The 15,149-nt window shown below is 69.9% G+C and carries 18 protein-coding genes and 5 tRNA genes; 6 read left to right on the forward strand and 17 right to left on the reverse strand.

Annotated elements, in window-relative coordinates; genetic code table 11:
- The first annotated feature begins 11 nt into the window (after nucleotides 1-11).
- The gene (locus tag ACWCV9_RS05235) at nucleotides 12-533 is read left to right on the forward strand and encodes a DUF3515 domain-containing protein (RefSeq protein ID WP_450784372.1); all 522 of its coding nucleotides are present in this window, start codon (nucleotides 12-14) and stop codon (nucleotides 531-533) included.
- Nucleotides 534-547: 14 nt separating this feature from the next.
- Here the strand turns inward: ACWCV9_RS05235 and ACWCV9_RS05240 are convergent, their stop codons facing one another.
- From ACWCV9_RS05240 to ACWCV9_RS05250, 3 genes are all read right to left on the reverse strand, one after another.
- Entirely contained in the window at nucleotides 548-1,705 is a 1,158-nt protein-coding gene (locus ACWCV9_RS05240) for a D-alanine--D-alanine ligase family protein (protein WP_385839751.1), read from the reverse strand.
- Between the two features lie 81 nt (nucleotides 1,706-1,786).
- Nucleotides 1,787-2,797, reverse strand: coding sequence for an NAD(P)H-dependent glycerol-3-phosphate dehydrogenase (locus tag ACWCV9_RS05245; protein WP_450784373.1), 1,011 nt, complete (start codon nucleotides 2,795-2,797; stop codon nucleotides 1,787-1,789).
- On the reverse strand, nucleotides 2,794-3,564 hold the full coding sequence (locus ACWCV9_RS05250; protein ID WP_450784374.1) for a lysophospholipid acyltransferase family protein: 771 nt from the start codon (nucleotides 3,562-3,564) through the stop codon (nucleotides 2,794-2,796). Before ACWCV9_RS05250 ends, ACWCV9_RS05245 begins: the two co-directional genes overlap by 4 nt.
- 152 nt (nucleotides 3,565-3,716) lie before the next feature.
- Between ACWCV9_RS05250 and cofC the strand changes: the two genes are divergently transcribed.
- Complete coding sequence (gene cofC, locus ACWCV9_RS05255; protein ID WP_450784701.1) at nucleotides 3,717-4,388, forward strand: 2-phospho-L-lactate guanylyltransferase; 672 nt, start codon at nucleotides 3,717-3,719, stop codon at nucleotides 4,386-4,388.
- A 10-nt stretch (nucleotides 4,389-4,398) separates the two neighbouring features.
- Nucleotides 4,399-4,602, forward strand: a complete 204-nt coding sequence (locus ACWCV9_RS05260; protein WP_385839754.1) for a hypothetical protein — start codon at nucleotides 4,399-4,401, stop codon at nucleotides 4,600-4,602.
- Between the two features lie 91 nt (nucleotides 4,603-4,693).
- Here the strand turns inward: ACWCV9_RS05260 and ACWCV9_RS05265 are convergent, their stop codons facing one another.
- The 4 genes from ACWCV9_RS05265 to leuC all read right to left on the reverse strand — a co-directional run bounded on the left by ACWCV9_RS05265 (nucleotide 4,694) and on the right by leuC (nucleotide 8,010).
- Nucleotides 4,694-5,350 carry an HU family DNA-binding protein gene (locus ACWCV9_RS05265; protein WP_450784375.1) on the reverse strand — a complete coding sequence of 219 codons (657 nt, stop codon included), beginning with the start codon at nucleotides 5,348-5,350 and terminating at the stop codon, nucleotides 4,694-4,696.
- A 136-nt stretch (nucleotides 5,351-5,486) separates the two neighbouring features.
- Nucleotides 5,487-5,717 carry an SCO5555 family protein gene (locus tag ACWCV9_RS05270; protein ID WP_385839756.1) on the reverse strand — a complete coding sequence of 77 codons (231 nt, stop codon included), beginning with the start codon at nucleotides 5,715-5,717 and terminating at the stop codon, nucleotides 5,487-5,489.
- A gap of 262 nt (nucleotides 5,718-5,979) precedes the next feature.
- Nucleotides 5,980-6,573, reverse strand: a complete 594-nt coding sequence (leuD, locus tag ACWCV9_RS05275) for a 3-isopropylmalate dehydratase small subunit (RefSeq protein WP_450784376.1) — start codon at nucleotides 6,571-6,573, stop codon at nucleotides 5,980-5,982.
- Nucleotides 6,574-6,579: 6 nt separating this feature from the next.
- A complete protein-coding gene (gene leuC, locus ACWCV9_RS05280) occupies nucleotides 6,580-8,010 on the reverse strand; it encodes a 3-isopropylmalate dehydratase large subunit (protein WP_385839758.1) in 1,431 nt (476 codons plus the stop codon).
- A gap of 206 nt (nucleotides 8,011-8,216) precedes the next feature.
- Here leuC and ndgR point away from each other — a divergent pair, with 206 nt between their 5' ends.
- Nucleotides 8,217-8,933: an IclR family transcriptional regulator NdgR gene (gene ndgR, locus ACWCV9_RS05285; RefSeq protein ID WP_067301246.1), complete on the forward strand. Its 717-nt coding sequence runs from the start codon at nucleotides 8,217-8,219 to the stop codon at nucleotides 8,931-8,933.
- 76 nt (nucleotides 8,934-9,009) lie between these two features.
- Here ndgR and ACWCV9_RS05290 read toward each other — a convergent pair whose 3' ends face one another.
- Complete coding sequence (locus tag ACWCV9_RS05290) at nucleotides 9,010-9,513, reverse strand: DUF4188 domain-containing protein (protein ID WP_450784377.1); 504 nt, start codon at nucleotides 9,511-9,513, stop codon at nucleotides 9,010-9,012.
- 80 nt (nucleotides 9,514-9,593) lie between these two features.
- Between ACWCV9_RS05290 and ACWCV9_RS05295 the strand changes: the two genes are divergently transcribed.
- Entirely contained in the window at nucleotides 9,594-10,238 is a 645-nt protein-coding gene (locus tag ACWCV9_RS05295; protein ID WP_450784378.1) for a MerR family transcriptional regulator, read from the forward strand.
- A gap of 52 nt (nucleotides 10,239-10,290) precedes the next feature.
- Here ACWCV9_RS05295 and ACWCV9_RS05300 read toward each other — a convergent pair.
- The 6 genes from ACWCV9_RS05300 to ACWCV9_RS05325 form a co-directional block, all read right to left on the reverse strand.
- Nucleotides 10,291-10,363, reverse strand: a tRNA-Glu gene (locus ACWCV9_RS05300).
- Nucleotides 10,364-10,391: 28 nt separating this feature from the next.
- Nucleotides 10,392-10,463 (reverse strand) — tRNA-Gln (locus ACWCV9_RS05305).
- A 21-nt stretch (nucleotides 10,464-10,484) separates the two neighbouring features.
- A tRNA-Glu gene (locus ACWCV9_RS05310) sits at nucleotides 10,485-10,557 on the reverse strand.
- 30 nt (nucleotides 10,558-10,587) lie between these two features.
- Nucleotides 10,588-10,660 (reverse strand) — tRNA-Glu (locus ACWCV9_RS05315).
- Between the two features lie 21 nt (nucleotides 10,661-10,681).
- A tRNA-Gln gene (locus tag ACWCV9_RS05320) sits at nucleotides 10,682-10,753 on the reverse strand.
- 93 nt (nucleotides 10,754-10,846) lie between these two features.
- Nucleotides 10,847-11,578, reverse strand: a complete 732-nt coding sequence (locus ACWCV9_RS05325) for an HAD family hydrolase (protein WP_450784379.1) — start codon at nucleotides 11,576-11,578, stop codon at nucleotides 10,847-10,849.
- Between the two features lie 41 nt (nucleotides 11,579-11,619).
- Between ACWCV9_RS05325 and ACWCV9_RS05330 the strand changes: the two genes are divergently transcribed.
- A complete protein-coding gene (locus ACWCV9_RS05330; RefSeq protein ID WP_450784380.1) occupies nucleotides 11,620-11,904 on the forward strand; it encodes a type II toxin-antitoxin system RelE family toxin in 285 nt (94 codons plus the stop codon).
- A gap of 60 nt (nucleotides 11,905-11,964) precedes the next feature.
- On the opposite strand, the gene gltX is transcribed toward ACWCV9_RS05330, so the two are convergent.
- The 3 genes from gltX to ACWCV9_RS05345 form a co-directional block, all read right to left on the reverse strand.
- Nucleotides 11,965-13,449: a glutamate--tRNA ligase gene (gltX, locus tag ACWCV9_RS05335; RefSeq protein ID WP_450784381.1), complete on the reverse strand. Its 1,485-nt coding sequence runs from the start codon at nucleotides 13,447-13,449 to the stop codon at nucleotides 11,965-11,967.
- On the reverse strand, nucleotides 13,442-14,227 hold the full coding sequence (locus tag ACWCV9_RS05340) for a fumarylacetoacetate hydrolase family protein (RefSeq protein ID WP_450784382.1): 786 nt from the start codon (nucleotides 14,225-14,227) through the stop codon (nucleotides 13,442-13,444). Before ACWCV9_RS05340 ends, gltX begins: the two co-directional genes overlap by 8 nt.
- Before the next feature lie 327 nt (nucleotides 14,228-14,554).
- Nucleotides 14,555-14,749, reverse strand: a complete 195-nt coding sequence (locus ACWCV9_RS05345) for a hypothetical protein (RefSeq protein WP_450784383.1) — start codon at nucleotides 14,747-14,749, stop codon at nucleotides 14,555-14,557.
- Nucleotides 14,750-15,149: the final 400 nt, after the last annotated feature.

The following is a 15,149-nucleotide window of genomic DNA, read 5'->3' on the forward strand; positions in this document are numbered from 1 at the left end:
ACGCTTGGCCGGTGAACATTTTCCGTCACCGGCCTCTCGGCGTGCTCGCGCCCGCGCTGCTCGTCGCGGTCGCGGGCTGCTCCTCGGCAGACGACGGCACGGCGGTGACGGTTCCCAGCCCCGACGCGAAGACGGCGCCGGTGTGCCGGGAACTGCACCGGGTGCTGCCGCAGCAGCTCGACGGCAGGAGCCGGAACGACCCCGGACCCCGGTCCGCCTACACGGCGGGCTGGGGAAACCCGGCGATCATACTGCGCTGCGGTGTCGTACGGCCGCCGACGATGATCGACCCCAAGGTGGCCGAAGGCGGCGACCCGGACGCGATCGCGGGCGGGGTCGACGGCGTCGACTGGCTGATGGAGAAGCAGAGCGACGGCACCTGGCGGTTCACCACGGCGGGCCGCGTGGCCTATGTGCAGGTGAGCCTGCCCAAGGGCATGTCCGCGCAGGAGGAGGGCACCGGCGTCCTCACGGACCTGGCGCCGGCCGTGAAGAAGGCGATCCCCGAGGGGATCGCCTCCATGCGCGGCTAGAGGTTCGCTGGCGCTCAGCGCAGACCGGTCGGGCGGCGCAGCGCCGCCTGCACCAGGCGGTCGATCAGCTCGGGGTAGGAGACCCCGCTGGCCTGCCACATCTGCGGGTACATCGAGATCGGCGTGAAGCCCGGCAGGGTGTTGATCTCGTTGATGACGAACTCGCCGTCCTCGGTGAGGAAGAAGTCCGCGCGGACCAGACCCTCGCAGGAGGCCGCCTCGAAGGCCTGCACGGCGAGTTCCTGCACCTCGGCGGTCTGCGCCTCGGTGAGCGGCGCCGGCACGAGACCGGGGGTGGAGTCGATGTACTTGGCCTCGAAGTCGTAGTACGCGTGCGCGTCCGGCGGCGGGATCTCGGCCGGGACGGAGGCGCGCGGCCCGTCCTCGAACTCCAGCACGCCGCACTCGATCTCACGGCCCCGTACGGCGGCCTCGACCAGGATCTTCGGGTCGTGCGCCTGCGCCTCGGCGATCGCCTCGTCCAGGCCGGACAGGTCGTCGACCTTGGTGATGCCGATGGACGAGCCCGCGCGCGCGGGCTTCACGAACAGCGGCCAGCCGTGCTCGCCGGCGAAGTCGACGATCTTCTTGCGGGCGGCGGACTCGTCCTGCTGCCACTCCCGGGGGCGGATCACCACGTAGGGGCCGACCTTGAGCCCGAAGGAGGTGAAGACCCGCTTCATGTACTCCTTGTCCTGGCCGACGGCCGAGGCGAGCACGCCGGAGCCGACGTACGGCACTCCGGACAGCTCCAGGAGGCCCTGGAGGGTGCCGTCCTCGCCGTACGGGCCGTGCAGCACCGGGAAGACCACGTCGACCTCGCCGAGCGCCTTGGGCACGGAACCGGGCTCGCTGTAGACGACCTCGCGGTTCGCGGGGTCGACGGGGAGCACCACGCCGCCCTCGTGCGACTCGGCGAGGTCCGCGACCTCGGGGGTGCGGCGGTCGGTGATGGCCATCCGCTCCGGCTCGTCGGCGGTGAGCACCCAGCGGCCCTCCCGCGTGATGCCGATCGGCAGGACGTCGTACTTGCTCCGGTCGATGGCCTTGAGGACGGCGCCGGCCGTGACCGCGGAGATGCCGTGTTCGGAGCTGCGGCCGCCGAACACGACGGCCACGCGCGGCTTGCGCGACGGCTGCTCGGGGGTCTGGGGGAGGTTCTCGGTGCTCATATCGCGTTGAGAGTACCCGTTGGTATCCCCCGCGTCAGCGCCCGCTCGGCCGCCGTGACGACGCGTCCCCCGAGTGGTCGCTCAGCGTCGTTCCGGCTTCGCGCTGCGCGACATCAGCTCCTTCACCGCGGCCACCGGCGACTTGCCCTCGTGGACGATCGCGACGACCGTCTCGGTGATGGGCATGTCGACGTCGTGCCGGCGGGCCAGATCCAGCACGGACTCGCAGGACTTGACGCCCTCGGCGGTCTGCCGGGTGACCGCGATGGTCTCCTCCAGGGTCATGCCCTTGCCGAGGTTGGCGCCGAAGGTGTGGTTGCGGGACAGCGGCGAGGAGCAGGTGGCGACCAGGTCGCCGAGGCCCGCGAGGCCGGAGAAGGTCATCGGGTCGGCGCCGAGCGCGCTGCCGAGCCGGGTGGTCTCGGCGAGGCCGCGCGTGATGAGGGAGCCCTTGGCGTTGTCGCCGAGGCCCATGCCGTCGGCGATGCCGACCGCGAGCCCGATGACGTTCTTGACCGCGCCGCCGAGTTCGCAGCCGACGACGTCGGTGTTGGTGTACGGCCGGAAGTACGGCGTGTGGCAGGCGGCCTGGAGGCGCTGCGCGACCCGCTCGTCGGTGCAGGCGACGACGGCCGCGGCGGGCATCCGCGCGGCGATCTCGCGGGCCAGGTTGGGCCCGGTGACCACGGCGATGCGATCGGAGCCGACCTTCGCGACGTCCTCGACGACCTCGCTCATCCGCATGGTGGAGCCGAGTTCGACGCCCTTCATCAGGGAGACGAGCACGGTGTCCGGCGCGAGCATCGGGGTCCACTCGGCGAGGTTGGCGCGCAGGGTCTGGGAGGGGATGGCGAGGACGGTGAAGTCCGCGTCCCGCAGCGCCTCGGCCGCGTCCGAGGTGGCGCGCAGCCGCTCCGGGAGCTCGACCCCGGGCAGGTAGTCGGGGTTGGTCCGGGTGGAGTTGACGGCCTCGGCCAGCTCCGGGCGGCGGGCCCACACCGTCACCTCGCAGCCCGCGTCGGCGAGGACCATGCCGAAAGCGGTGCCCCATGAGCCGGTGCCCATGACCGCCGCCTTTACCGCCTTGCTCACGTGCCCTGGCCCTCCGGTTCCTTGCCTCGCGTCTGCGCCTGGGTGCGGCGCCGCTGCTCGATGCGTTCGCGGCGCGGGTCGTAGGGCGTCTCCGGCGCCTTCTCGCCGCGGATCTCCTCCAGCAGGCGGGTGATGGCCGCCATGATGACCTCGGTGGCCTCCTTGAGGACCTCCGGGGTCATCTCCTTGCCGTAGAAGCGCGACAGGTCCACCGGCGGGCCCGCCAGCACATGGTGGGTCTTGCGCGGGAAGAGGTTCGGCTTCTTGGCGTACGGCGGCAGCAGTTCGTTGGCGCCCCACTGGGCGACGGGCACGACCGGGCACCTGGTCTGGAGGGCGACGCGGGCGGCACCGGTCTTGCCGGTCATGGGCCAGCCGTCCGGGTCGCGGGTGAGGGTGCCCTCGGGGTAGAAGGCGACGCACTCACCGCGTTCCACGGCGTCGATCGCGGCCCGGAAGGCGCTCAGCGCGTCCGTGGACTCGCGGTAGACGGGGATCTGTCCGGTGCCGCGCATCGCGGCGCCGACGAATCCCTTCTTGAAAAGTCCGCTCTTCGCCAGGAATCGCGGAACCCGTCCGGTGTTGTACTGATAATGGGCGTACGCGAAGGGGTCCACATGGGAATTGTGGTTCACCGCGGTGATAAATCCGCCCTCGGCCGGAATGTGCTCCATTCCACGCCAGTCCCGCTTGATCAGAACCACCAGCGGCGGTTTGCAGATCACCGCGGCGAAGCGGTACCAGAAGCCGATTCTGCGGCGGGGCACAAGGACACCTTCCTCTAGGGCTGCCACCCCGGCGGGGGCCGCACAAGTGTCGCGCCGGGCCGCCGGTCTGTCGAGAACACCGTACGCCCCGACGGTCGGGCTGCCCGAGGACCCGGGGGACAATGATCGTGACGAGAGAGGGACGGTACGCGGTGCAGTGGACCTTGGTGATTCCTCTGAAGCCCCTCGCCCGGGCCAAGAGCAGGCTCTCGGACACCGCCGCCGACGGTGTGCGGCCGGGGCTGGCGCTTGCGTTCGCGCAGGACACGGTGGCCGCGGCGGTGTCCTGCCCGGCGGTGGCGGATGTGGCGGTCGTCACGGACGACGAGCTGGCCGCGCGGGAGCTGGCGGCGCTGGGCGCGCGGATCGTCCCGGACCGCCCCGGGCGGGGACTGAACGCCGCTCTGGCGCACGGCGCGGCGGCGGTGCGGGAGTCCCGCCCGGGGGTGCCGGTCGCGGCCCTGAACGCGGATCTGCCGGCGCTGCGGGCGGCGGAGCTGGCCCTCGTCCTGGGTGCGGCGGCGGAATTCCCGCGGGCCTTTCTTCCGGATGCGGCCGAACTGGGCACGACCTTGCTGGCCGCGGGGCCGGGGCGGGAACTGCGGCCGGAGTTCGGGCCGGATTCCCGTGCCCGGCACCGGCTCTCGGGGGCGGCGGAACTCGTGCTGCCGGGCGTCGATTCGGTACGGCAGGACGTGGACACCGGGGAGGATCTCCGGGCGGCACTGGCCCTGGGGGTGGGCCGGCACACGGCGGCGGTGTCGGCGGGGCTGCCGATCCCGGGCTCGAGGGCCCCTCGCGCCGTCCGCGGCGGCGGACACTAGGCTGACCGTCATGCACGCCACCGCGTACACCTACGACCCCGAGACCCGCAGCGGGCAGGTGCTTCTGGACGACGGCACCCCGGTCCCCTTCGACACGGCCGCGTTCGACGCGGGCGGCCTCAGGCTGTTGCGGCCGGGACAGCGGGTGCGGCTGGAGACGGAAGGGACGGGTGAGACCCTGCGGATCACCCTGGTCACCCTCCAGACCCTGTAACCGGGTAACTGGCCCTGTACACGCCGCGGGCCGGACTCCCCAGGGGAATCCGGCCCGGCGCGTGAGTGCCCTGGCGGTCTACCGTGTGACCTTACGACGTGGCCTTGCGGGCGGTCGTCTTCTTCGCGGTCGTCTTGCGCGCCGTCGACTTCTTGGCCGGCGCCTTCTTCGCGGTCACCTTCTTCGCGGGCGCCTTCTTCGCCGTGGTCTTCTTGGCGGTGGCCTTCGTCGCGGTGGTCTTCGCGGCAGCCGTCGTCGCCTTCTTGGCGGGCGCCTTCTTCGCCGTGGTCTTCTTCGCGGCGGCCGTCGTCGTCTTCTTCGCCGGGGTCGCCTTCTTGGCCGTGGTGGTCTTCTTCGCGGCCGCCTTGGTCGTCTTCTTCGCGGCGGCCTTCTTCACCGTCGCCGCGGCACCGCCGGTCAGGCTGCCCTTGGGAGCCTTCTTGACCGACACCTCGCCACCGCGCGGCAGCTTCTTCGAGCCGCTGACCAGGTCCTTGAAGCCCTGACCGGCGCGGAAGCGCGGCACGGAGGTCTTCTTGACCCGAACCCGCTCGCCCGTCTGGGGGTTGCGGGCGTAGCGAGCGGGACGGTCCACCTTCTCGAAGGAGCCGAAGCCGGTGACCGAGACCCGCTCGCCCGCGACGACCGCGCGGACGATGGCGTCCAGGACATGATCGACAGCGTCGGCGGCCTGCTGGCGGCCACCCACCTTGTCGGCAATCGCTTCTACGAGCTGCGCCTTGTTCACGTCTTCCCCTTCGGAGACCTCGCCAGAACGAAAGTGTTCAAGCTTTTTCGCACGTTAGGCAGATATATACCGCAAATCAAACACGAAACGGGCTTATCACCCTTGTGCCGCAACGGACTCGGTCGCCCCGGGCTGTTCAGCGGTCCTCTTCGGGGATCCGACCCTCGTCGAGGTCCGCGGTGAACTGCTCGAGCCGCCTTGCCGCACCGGCGAGATCGTGCTTGGCCGCGGCCGTAATGACCAGCAGCTTCCGGGTCAGCGCCATCCGTACGCCCTCCGGGACTTGCAGTGCGCGCACCCGTGAGTGCGCTTCCTTGAGCTGGTTCGCGACCGCCGTATAGAGCTGGAGTTGGCCGTCGTGTTCCATGCACAGATTGTGCCATCTGGGGCGAGTTGTCGCCCGCCCAGGGGGCAACTGCCGCCTCAAATGGCCTTCCAGGCACTTGCGCCGACCGCGCGCACAGCACTCACGTACCCGCGCAACTCCCTTCCTAACGTGGGAAGTTGTGGGACGCGTAAGAAGATCGCAGGTCCGTTCGGGTGCAGACATGGCTGTACCCCCAATCGTGGCGATCGGGGGTACAGAGGGGGTGTTGGGGTGGCCGGATCCCGACCACCGGTGCGCGGGATCAGCCCTGGAGCGTCCGCGGCTTGTAGGAGGGCCGCCGGGTCTCGTACGCGGCGATGTCGTCCTCGTTCCGGAGGGTGAGGGAGATGTCGTCCAGGCCGTTCAGCAGCCGCCAGCGGGAGTTCTCGTCCAGCTCGAAGGAGGCGGTGATGCCCTCGGCCCGCACCTCACGCGCCTCAAGGTCCACAGTGACCTCAGCCGTGGGGTCCTGCTCGGTCAGCTCCCACAGCGCGTCCACGATCTTCTGGTCCAGGACGACCGTGAGCAGGCCGTTCTTCAGCGAGTTGCCGCGGAAGATGTCGGCGAAACGGGAGGAGATCACGGCCTTGAAGCCGTAGTTCTGGAGCGCCCACACGGCGTGCTCGCGGGAGGAGCCGGTGCCGAAGTCGGGGCCGGCGACCAGCACGGTCGCCCCCTGCCGCTCGGGCCGGTTGAGCACGAACTCCGGGTCCTTGCGCCAGGCCTCGAACAGCCCGTCCTCGAAGCCGTCCCGGGTGACCTTCTTGAGCCAGTGAGCAGGGATGATCTGGTCGGTGTCGACGTTGCTGCGGCGCAGCGGGACGGCCCGGCCGGTGTGCGTGGTGAATGCTTCCATGACTGATCAGACTCCAGCGGGCGTACGGGTCTCGGCGTCGGACAGGTCGGCGGGCGAGGCCAGGTGGCCCAGGACCGCCGTGGCGGCCGCGACCTGCGGCGACACCAGGTGGGTACGGCCGCCCTTGCCCTGCCGGCCCTCGAAGTTGCGGTTGGAGGTGGAGGCGGAGCGCTCACCCGGGGCCAGCTGGTCGGGGTTCATGCCGAGACACATCGAGCAGCCCGCGTGCCGCCATTCGGCGCCGGCCTCCTTGAAGACCACGTCCAGACCCTCGGAGACGGCCTGGAGCCCCACCCGCGCGGAGCCCGGGACGACCAGCATCCGTACGCCGTCGGCGACTTTGCGGCCGCGCAGCAGCTCCGCCGCGGCGCGCAGGTCCTCGATCCGGCCGTTGGTGCAGGAACCTACGAAGACGGTGTCCACCTTGATGGAGCGCAGCGGCTGTCCGGCCTCCAACCCCATGTACTCCAGGGCCTTTTCGGCGGCGAGGCGCTCCGAAGCGTCTTCGTACGAAGCCGGGTCGGGGACGGACGCCGAAAGCGGCGCACCCTGGCCGGGGTTGGTGCCCCAGGTGACGAACGGGGACAGCGCGGCGGCGTCGATGACCACCTCGGCGTCGAAGACCGCGTCCTCGTCCGTGCGCAGGGTCTTCCAGTACTCCACCGCGGCGTCCCAGTCGGCGCCCTCGGGGGCGTGCGGGCGGCCCTTGAGGTAGGCGAAGGTGGTCTCGTCCGGGGCGATCATGCCCGCGCGGGCACCGGCCTCGATCGACATGTTGCAGATGGTCATCCGGGCCTCCATCGAGAGCTTCTCGATGGCGGAGCCGCGGTACTCCAGGATGTAGCCCTGGCCGCCGCCCGTGCCGATCTTCGCGATGATCGCCAGGATCAGGTCCTTGGCGGTGACGCCCTCGGGCAGCTCGCCGTCGACGGTGATCGCCATGGTCTTCGGGCGGGCCATCGGCAGCGTCTGGGTGGCCAGCACATGCTCGACCTGCGAGGTGCCGATGCCGAACGCCAGCGCGCCGAAGGCACCGTGCGTGGAGGTGTGGGAGTCACCGCAGACCACCGTGGTGCCCGGCTGGGTCAGGCCCAGCTGCGGGCCGACGACGTGGACGACGCCCTGCTCGACGTCGCCGAGCGGGTGCAGCCGCACCCCGAACTCGGCGCAGTTCTTGCGCAGCGTCTCCAGCTGGGCGCGGGAGACCGGGTCGGCGATGGGCTTGTCGATGTCGAGGGTCGGGGTGTTGTGGTCCTCGGTCGCGATGGTGAGGTCGAGGCGGCGGACCTGCCGGCCGTTCTTGCGCAGCCCGTCGAAGGCCTGGGGGCTGGTCACCTCGTGCAGCAGGTGCAGATCGATGTAGAGGAGGTCGGGCTCGCCCTCGGCGCGCCGGACGACGTGGTCGTCCCAGACCTTCTCCGCGAGTGTCCTACCCATCGCTTTCCCTCCGGCCGGCACACGTCCACCGGCCCAACTAGATCGTGAGGAGACGGCGACTGCCCGTGTGCGGGCCCCATGAAGTCGTGATTCCGGGCGTCCACCGCCAGGCCCGTTGGTCTGCGGGCCGCTGTGTGATTCCAGGGTGGCGCGTTCCACGGAAAATTGAACTTGCGTTTCACAGAGTGAGACGTGAGTATCGTTGCATGGACAACAGTAGCGGCGTCGGCGTTCTGGACAAGGCGGCCCTCGTCCTGAGCGCTCTGGAGTCCGGTCCGGCCACCCTCGCGGGTCTGGTCGGGGCCACCGGACTGGCACGACCCACGGCTCACCGCCTGGCCGTGGCTTTGGAACACCACCGCATGGTGGCACGCGACATGCAAGGCCGGTTCATCCTCGGACCGCGCCTGTCCGAGCTGGCCGCGGCCGCGGGCGAGGACCGCCTGCTGGCGACGGCCGGCCCGGTGCTCACCCACCTCCGCGACGTCACCGGCGAGAGTGCCCAGCTGTACCGGCGCCAGGGTGACATGCGCATCTGCGTGGCCGCCGCGGAGCGGCTGTCCGGTCTGCGGGACACGGTCCCGGTCGGCTCGACGCTCACCATGAAGGCGGGCTCCTCCGCGCAGATCCTGCTGGCCTGGGAGGAGCCCGAGCGCCTGCACCGGGGCCTTCAGGGCGCCCGCTTCACGGCGACGGCCCTGTCGGGCGTACGGCGGCGCGGCTGGGCCCAGTCCATCGGCGAGCGCGAGCCGGGCGTGGCGTCGGTCTCGGCGCCCGTGCGCGGCCCCTCCAACCGTGTCGTGGCCGCCGTGTCGGTCTCCGGCCCGATCGAGCGCCTGACCCGCCACCCGGGCCGTATGCACGCCCAGGCGGTCATCGACGCGGCCGGCCGCCTCTCCGAGGCCCTGCGCCGCTCCGGCTGACGTACGAAAGCCCCGCCCCGGGGGAGAGGCCGCCCCAACGCCGCGGCAGCCTCTCCCCCGGCGCGGGGCCGCACCCTCAGGGGCGCGCGGCCTTCTCTGCGCCCGACCGGTAGGCGAACCGGTCCTTGGCGTACCGCCCCCGCGCGGCGAGCGGCACCTGCCCGTGCGCGGCGGCGAGCCCGAAGGCCGGCATGTCCGCGTAGATCGACTCGTACGACCCCTCCGGCACGACGTAGGTCTCGTGCCAGATCCCGACCTGTCCCCGCAGCTTCCCGTTGCGCTCCTTGCGGTTGAGCGTCGCCCACGCCTTGTGGTGGAAGGCGTCCGGCGCGGTGGCGTAGGCGTACAGCTTGTCCTTGGACTCCCAGTACTGCACCACGTAGTAGGTCCGCGGGGACGCGGTGAGCAGGACCCGGGTGAGCAGCCCCCGCGCCGGGTCCTTCTCCAGCTCGCGCAGCATGCGGAGCATCCCGAAGAACACGGGGAGCCACAGGTGTACGGCCCAGAAGCGGTTGATGCGCATGCCGATGAGCATGACGACGATCTCGCCCTTCGCATCGGCGGTCGTACGGGACACCATGATTTCCCCCTCATAGGTGAGCGGCGCTATCCAAGAGCGCGTGTTTGGATAGTGCCGTTATCCAAGAAGGAGCGCAAGAGATGCGACTCGCCGAACTGAGCAGGCGCAGCGGTGTGTCCACCGCGACGATCAAGTACTACCTGCGCGAAGGCCTGTTGCCGCCCGGTCGCCAGATCAACACGACGACGGCGGAGTACGGCAACGAGCATCTGCGCCGGCTGCGGCTGGTGCGCGCGATGATCCAGGTCGGCAAGATCCCGGTGGCCACGGTCCGGGAGGTGCTGGGCCACGTCGACGACTACGCCCTGGGCCGCACGATCCGGCTGGGCGCGGCCCTGTGGGCGCTTCCGCAGGTGCCGGAGCCGGACGAGGACGACGTGTTCGTCCAGGCGGCGCACCGGGAGGCGGACGAGCTGCTGGACCGGCTGGGCTGGTCGAACGCGAAACTGCTGACGACGATCTCCCCCTCGTACCGCTCCCTGGTGGTGGCGGTGGCCGCGTTCCGCCGGCTCGGTTACGACTGGGGGAGCGAACTGCTCGTGGCGTACGCCCAGTTGATGCACGAGGTGGCCAGGCTCGACCTGGACTTCGTGGAGACGCAGCCGTCGGAGGCGGAGAAGGTGGAGACGGCGGTGCTCGGTTCGGTACTGACCGAGCCGATGCTCCAGGCGCTGCGCCGGCTGGCCCAGGAGGAGGAGTCGGCGCGCAGATACGGCTTCGAGTGAGCCCCGGACACGGCGAAGGCCCCCCACCGAAGTGGAGGGCCTTGCCTCTGTGTACCCCCGACCGGATTCGAACCGGCGCTACCGCCTTGAGAGGGCGGCGTGCTAGGCCGCTACACAACGGGGGCGTGGACTCTGCGTTTCCGCAGGTCCGAGCTGGTCTACCTGGACTCGAACCAAGACTAACTGAACCAGAATCAGTCGTGCTGCCAATTACACCATAGACCAATGATGGTTTAGACCAGTCAGTACCCCCGACCGGATTCGAACCGGCGCTACCGCCTTGAGAGGGCGGCGTGCTAGGCCGCTACACAACGGGGGCCCTAGCGATCCCGATCTGGATCAGGATCAGTACCCCCGACCGGATTCGAACCGGCGCTACTGCCTTGAGAGGGCAGCGTGCTAGGCCGCTACACAACGGGGGCTTTGCAGATGAGCTCTGCGAGCTGGCCTACCTGGACTCGAACCAAGACTAACTGAACCAGAATCAGTCGTGCTGCCAATTACACCATAGGCCACTGGAACTCAAGCCCCTGTACCGGGGATCTCGTTCTAGCTTGCTCCTCGGGGTTCCGGCCTTTCGGCCCGTTCCCCTCGGCGCAGAAAGAACATTACCCGAAGGTGGACGGGGCTCCAAAACGGGTATGCGCGCGGACCAGCGCGGGCAGTTCGGCGAGGGTCGCGATCCGGTGCGCGGGAGACCCTCCGGGGCCCTCGGCGTACACCGTCCCGCGGTCGATCCAGACGGACAGCAGACCGGCCTCGGCGGCGCCCCGGCCGTCGATCTCCGGGTGGTCGCCGACGTACGCCACCTCGTGCGGGGGCAGGCCCAGCGCCTCGCAGGCGGCCAGGAAGGCGCCGGGGTCCGGCTTGGAGACGCCCAGCTCGGCGGCGCACAGCACGGCCTCGAAACGGTCGAGCAGGCCGAGGGTGCGCAGCTTGTGCTCCTGGACGGTGAGGCTGGAGTTCGACAGCACCGCGTGCCGGTAGTCGGCGGCGAGGGCGTCCAGGGCGGGCAGGACGTCCGGGAAGAGGCTCCAGGCGGCCTCGTAGTGCCCGATGTACCGCTGGAACCAGGCGTCGGCCTCGGCGTCCGTCATCTCGGCACCCAGGAAGATCCGTACGCGGTCGCGCCGCTGGCCCTGGAAGGTGGCCTCCCCGGCGGAGAACCGCGCCCACTGCGCGTCGGTGATCTGCCGCCACCGGGCGAGGGCCTGTTCGGGGCTGTCGTAGCCCGCGAGCAGCCCTTCCACCACCAGGTGCGCCCGCATGCCCTCACGGTCCGCGGTCGTGTAGTCGAACAGGGTGTCGTCCACGTCCCAGACCACGGCTCTGATCGTCATGACTCCGACGGTACCGCCGGACGGCTGGCACACTTGCGGTCATGAGCGAGTACCGCGTCCAGTTCACCGTCGAGGCCCGTGCGACGTACGACGCCCTGCCCGCAGAGCGCCGGGCACAGTTGGACAGGGCCGTGCGGATCCTGGCCCGCGACCCGTTCCGGAAGACCTCGACCGCGCCGCTCGGACCGGACGACAACCTGCGCAAGGCCTATGTGGCCCCCGGTGTCGTGCTGGAGTACATGGTGGCCGGCGCGATCATGGTCGTCGTCGTGCTGGAGATCTTCGACGAGAGCGCCTATCTGGTCGACGAAGTCGACGCCCAGTGACCAACGCAACAGGGGCGGCACCCGGAACACTCCGGATGCCGCCCCTGACGCATGGGTCGGCTAGGCGGTCAGCTTGGCCAGGGCCGCGTCGATGCGGGCCAGCGTCTTCTCCTTGCCCAGGATCTCCAGGGACTCGAAGAGCGGCAGGCCGACGGTGCGGCCGGTGACGGCGACGCGGACCGGGGCCTGGGCCTTGCCGAGCTTGAGGCCGTGGGCCTCGCCGGCGGCCAGGACGGCCTCCTTCAGGGACTCGGCGGACGTCCAGTCGGCCGACTCCAGCTTCTCGCGGGCGGTGCGGAGCAGGGCGTCGCTGCCCTCCTTCATCGCCTTCGTCCAGGAGGCCTCGTCGGAGACCGGCTCGGGGAGGAAGAGGAAGTCCACGTTGTCGGTGATCTCCGACAGGACCTTCAGGCGGGTCTGGGCGTGCGGGGCGATCGCCTGCCACTTCGACTCGTCGAAGTCCTCCGGGGCCCAGGGGGCGAACGGCGCCTTCAGCCAGGGGCGGCAGCGCTCGGTGAACTCCTTCACATCCAGCATGCGGATGTGGTCGCCGTTGATCGCCTCGCACTTCTTCAGGTCGAAGCGCGCCGGGTTGGGGTTCACGTCGGAGATGTCGAACGCGGCGACCATCTCCTCGATCGTGAAGATGTCCTGGTCGGCGGAGAGCGACCAGCCCAGCAGCGAGAGGTAGTTGAGCAGGCCCTCGGGCAGGAAGCCCTGCTCGCGGTAGAGGTTCAGGGACGACTGCGGGTCGCGCTTGGAGAGCTTCTTGTTGCCCTCGCCCATCACGTACGGCAGGTGGCCGAAGGCCGGGATCTGCTGGGCGACGCCCAGCTCGATCAGCGCCTTGTAGAGGGCGATCTGGCGCGGGGTGGAGGACAGCAGGTCCTCGCCGCGCAGCACGTGGGTGATCTCCATCAGGGCGTCGTCGACCGGGTTGACCAGCGTGTACAGCGGGGCGCCGTTCGCGCGGACGATGCCGTAGTCGGGCACGTTCTCCGGCGTGAAGGTCAGCTCGCCGCGGACCAGGTCGGTGAAGGTGATCGCCTCGTCCGGCATCCGGAAGCGGACGATCGGGGTGCGGCCCTGGGCCTGGTACTCCTCGACCTGCTCGGCGCTCAGCTCGCGGCAGTGGCCGTCGTAGCCCGAGGGCTTGCCGGCGGCGCGGGCGGCCTCGCGGCGGGTGTCCAGCTCCTCCTGGGAGCAGTAGCAGCGGTAGGCGTACCCGCCGTCCAGGAGCTTCTGCGCGACGTCCTGGTAGATGTCCATGCGCTGCGACTGGCGGTACGGCGCGTGCGGGCCGCCGACCTCGGGGCCCTCGTCCCAGTCGAAGCCGAGCCAGCGCATCGCGTCGAGCAGCTGCTGGTAGGACTCCTCCGAGTCGCGGGCCGCGTCGGTGTCCTCGATGCGGAACACCAGGGTGCCCTGGTGGTGCCGGGCGAACGCCCAGTTGAACAGGGCGGTGCGGACCAGGCCCACATGGGGGTTACCGGTGGGCGAGGGGCAGAAACGGACGCGTACGGGGGAGCCTGATGCGCTAGCCACGCTTGACAACCTTGTTGGTGAGAGTGCCGATGCCTTCGATGGTGACGGCGACCTCGTCGCCGACGTTCAGGGGTCCGACCCCTGCCGGGGTGCCGGTGAGGATGACGTCGCCGGGGAGCAGTGTCATGGCCTCGGAGATGTTGACGACCAGGTCCTCGATGGGGTGGATCATCTCGCTGGTGCGGCCGAGCTGGCGCTGCTGGCCGTTGACCGTGAGCTGGATGATGAGGTCGTTCGCGCGGTCGAGGTCCAGGTCGGTCTCGACCCAGGGGCCGAGCGGGCAGGAGGTGTCGAAGCCCTTGGCCCGGGCCCACTGCTTCTCGCGCCGCTGCACGTCCCGGGCGGTGACGTCGATGGCGCAGGTGTAGCCGAGGATGACGTCCTTGACGCGCTCGCGCGGCACCTCGCGGCACATCCGGCCGATGACCACGGCCAGCTCGGCCTCGTGGTGCAGTTCCTCGGAGAAGGAGGGGTACCGGATCTCGTCGCCGGGGCCGATCACCGAGGTGGACGGCTTGAAGAAGGCGAAGGGGACGGGGGGCACCTCGTTGCCCAGCTCGTGCGCGTGCTCGCGGTAGTTGCGGCCGAACGCGACGACCTTGTTGGGGAGCACCGGCGGCAGCAGCCTGACCTTGCTGATCGGCACCTTCGTACCGGACAGCTCGAAGTCCGCGAACGGAATGCCCTTGATGATGTCGAGGACGAGTTCGTCCTGCTTGTCGCCCTCGACCGCGCCGAAGGCTACGTTCCCGTCGATGGAGAACCTGGCGATGCGCACGGGATCCTTGCGCCCCTCACTGAGAACCGGCGTACTGACGCCCCAGGTTAACCGGTCGGGCGGCCCGGTGTTCGGCCGGTACTGCGGCCCGTCCGGGGTTTTCCGGATGCGGAAACCGGCCGGACGGAATTAGCCCGGGGATGCGTCTTCGCAGGTCAGAGGGTCAGGTGGGGTTGCCGGGAAGGAATAGGGGCCGGGCTTTTCCGGCGCCGGCCCAGGGCCCCGCGGGATAACGCGCTCAGGCGAATGGGTTCCGCCGGAAAAACACGGGCGCGGCCGGAAGGATCATGCGAGGATCCCTCCGGCCGCGCCCGTCGGTGCCGTCGGCTACTCTCCGGCCGGGGCCCCCACGCCCACCGGCATCTCCATCAGAACGGTGCGCCGGGGGTTGGCCGTCTGGGTCGGCAGGTCGACGGAGTGCTCCGGCAGCTCGGCCGTCTGCAACTCGCCGGCGTCCTTGAGGTGGGCCAGCGTCGTGCGTCGCGGGTTGGCGATCTTGTGGAACAGCGTCGTCGTCTTCACCGTTGTACGAGTCCTAGTCCTGTGTCGGCGGGTCCGGAGCCTGCGGGCTTACAGATGCGTCCCCCATGTAAAGCGTCAGGCTAAACATCCGATTCCCCGCCGAAGACGCCAACTGACCCGGATGGACGTGTGAGTTTGCTCACGAACTCACGGGCAAACCGGTCAATTCCGGCCGACAATCCGCCCAGACGAAACGGACATTGAGCCGCTGAACCCATCATTCCGCTCCTGATCATGGCGACTGGGACACCGGGCACCGGGCGGCGACTCACCCCTGTATGCCCGTTCTGCCCAGGAACGGCTTCGACGGCCGGTAGTCCGTCACTCACAGGCCGTCACGTAGGTCACAGCTCGGGACACGGCCCTTGTTGGAGATCCGGCACTGTGCTGGAATTCCACG

The sequence above is a fragment of the Streptomyces sp. NPDC001606 genome, from assembly GCF_053596835.1.

Coding starts and splice junctions, on each gene's coding strand:
- ACWCV9_RS05240 (WP_385839751.1), bottom strand. CDS start 1,705: ATGAGCACCGAGAACCTCCCCCAGACCCCCGAGCAGCCGTCGCGCAAG.
- ACWCV9_RS05260 (WP_385839754.1), top strand. CDS start 4,399: ATGCACGCCACCGCGTACACCTACGACCCCGAGACCCGCAGCGGGCAG.
- ACWCV9_RS05270 (WP_385839756.1), bottom strand. CDS start 5,717: ATGGAACACGACGGCCAACTCCAGCTCTATACGGCGGTCGCGAACCAG.
- leuD (WP_450784376.1), bottom strand. CDS start 6,573: ATGGAAGCATTCACCACGCACACCGGCCGGGCCGTCCCGCTGCGCCGC.
- leuC (WP_385839758.1), bottom strand. CDS start 8,010: ATGGGTAGGACACTCGCGGAGAAGGTCTGGGACGACCACGTCGTCCGG.
- ndgR (WP_067301246.1), top strand. CDS start 8,217: ATGGACAACAGTAGCGGCGTCGGCGTTCTGGACAAGGCGGCCCTCGTC.
- ACWCV9_RS05290 (WP_450784377.1), bottom strand. CDS start 9,513: ATGGTGTCCCGTACGACCGCCGATGCGAAGGGCGAGATCGTCGTCATG.
- ACWCV9_RS05295 (WP_450784378.1), top strand. CDS start 9,594: ATGCGACTCGCCGAACTGAGCAGGCGCAGCGGTGTGTCCACCGCGACG.
- ACWCV9_RS05325 (WP_450784379.1), bottom strand. CDS start 11,578: ATGACGATCAGAGCCGTGGTCTGGGACGTGGACGACACCCTGTTCGAC.
- ACWCV9_RS05330 (WP_450784380.1), top strand. CDS start 11,620: ATGAGCGAGTACCGCGTCCAGTTCACCGTCGAGGCCCGTGCGACGTAC.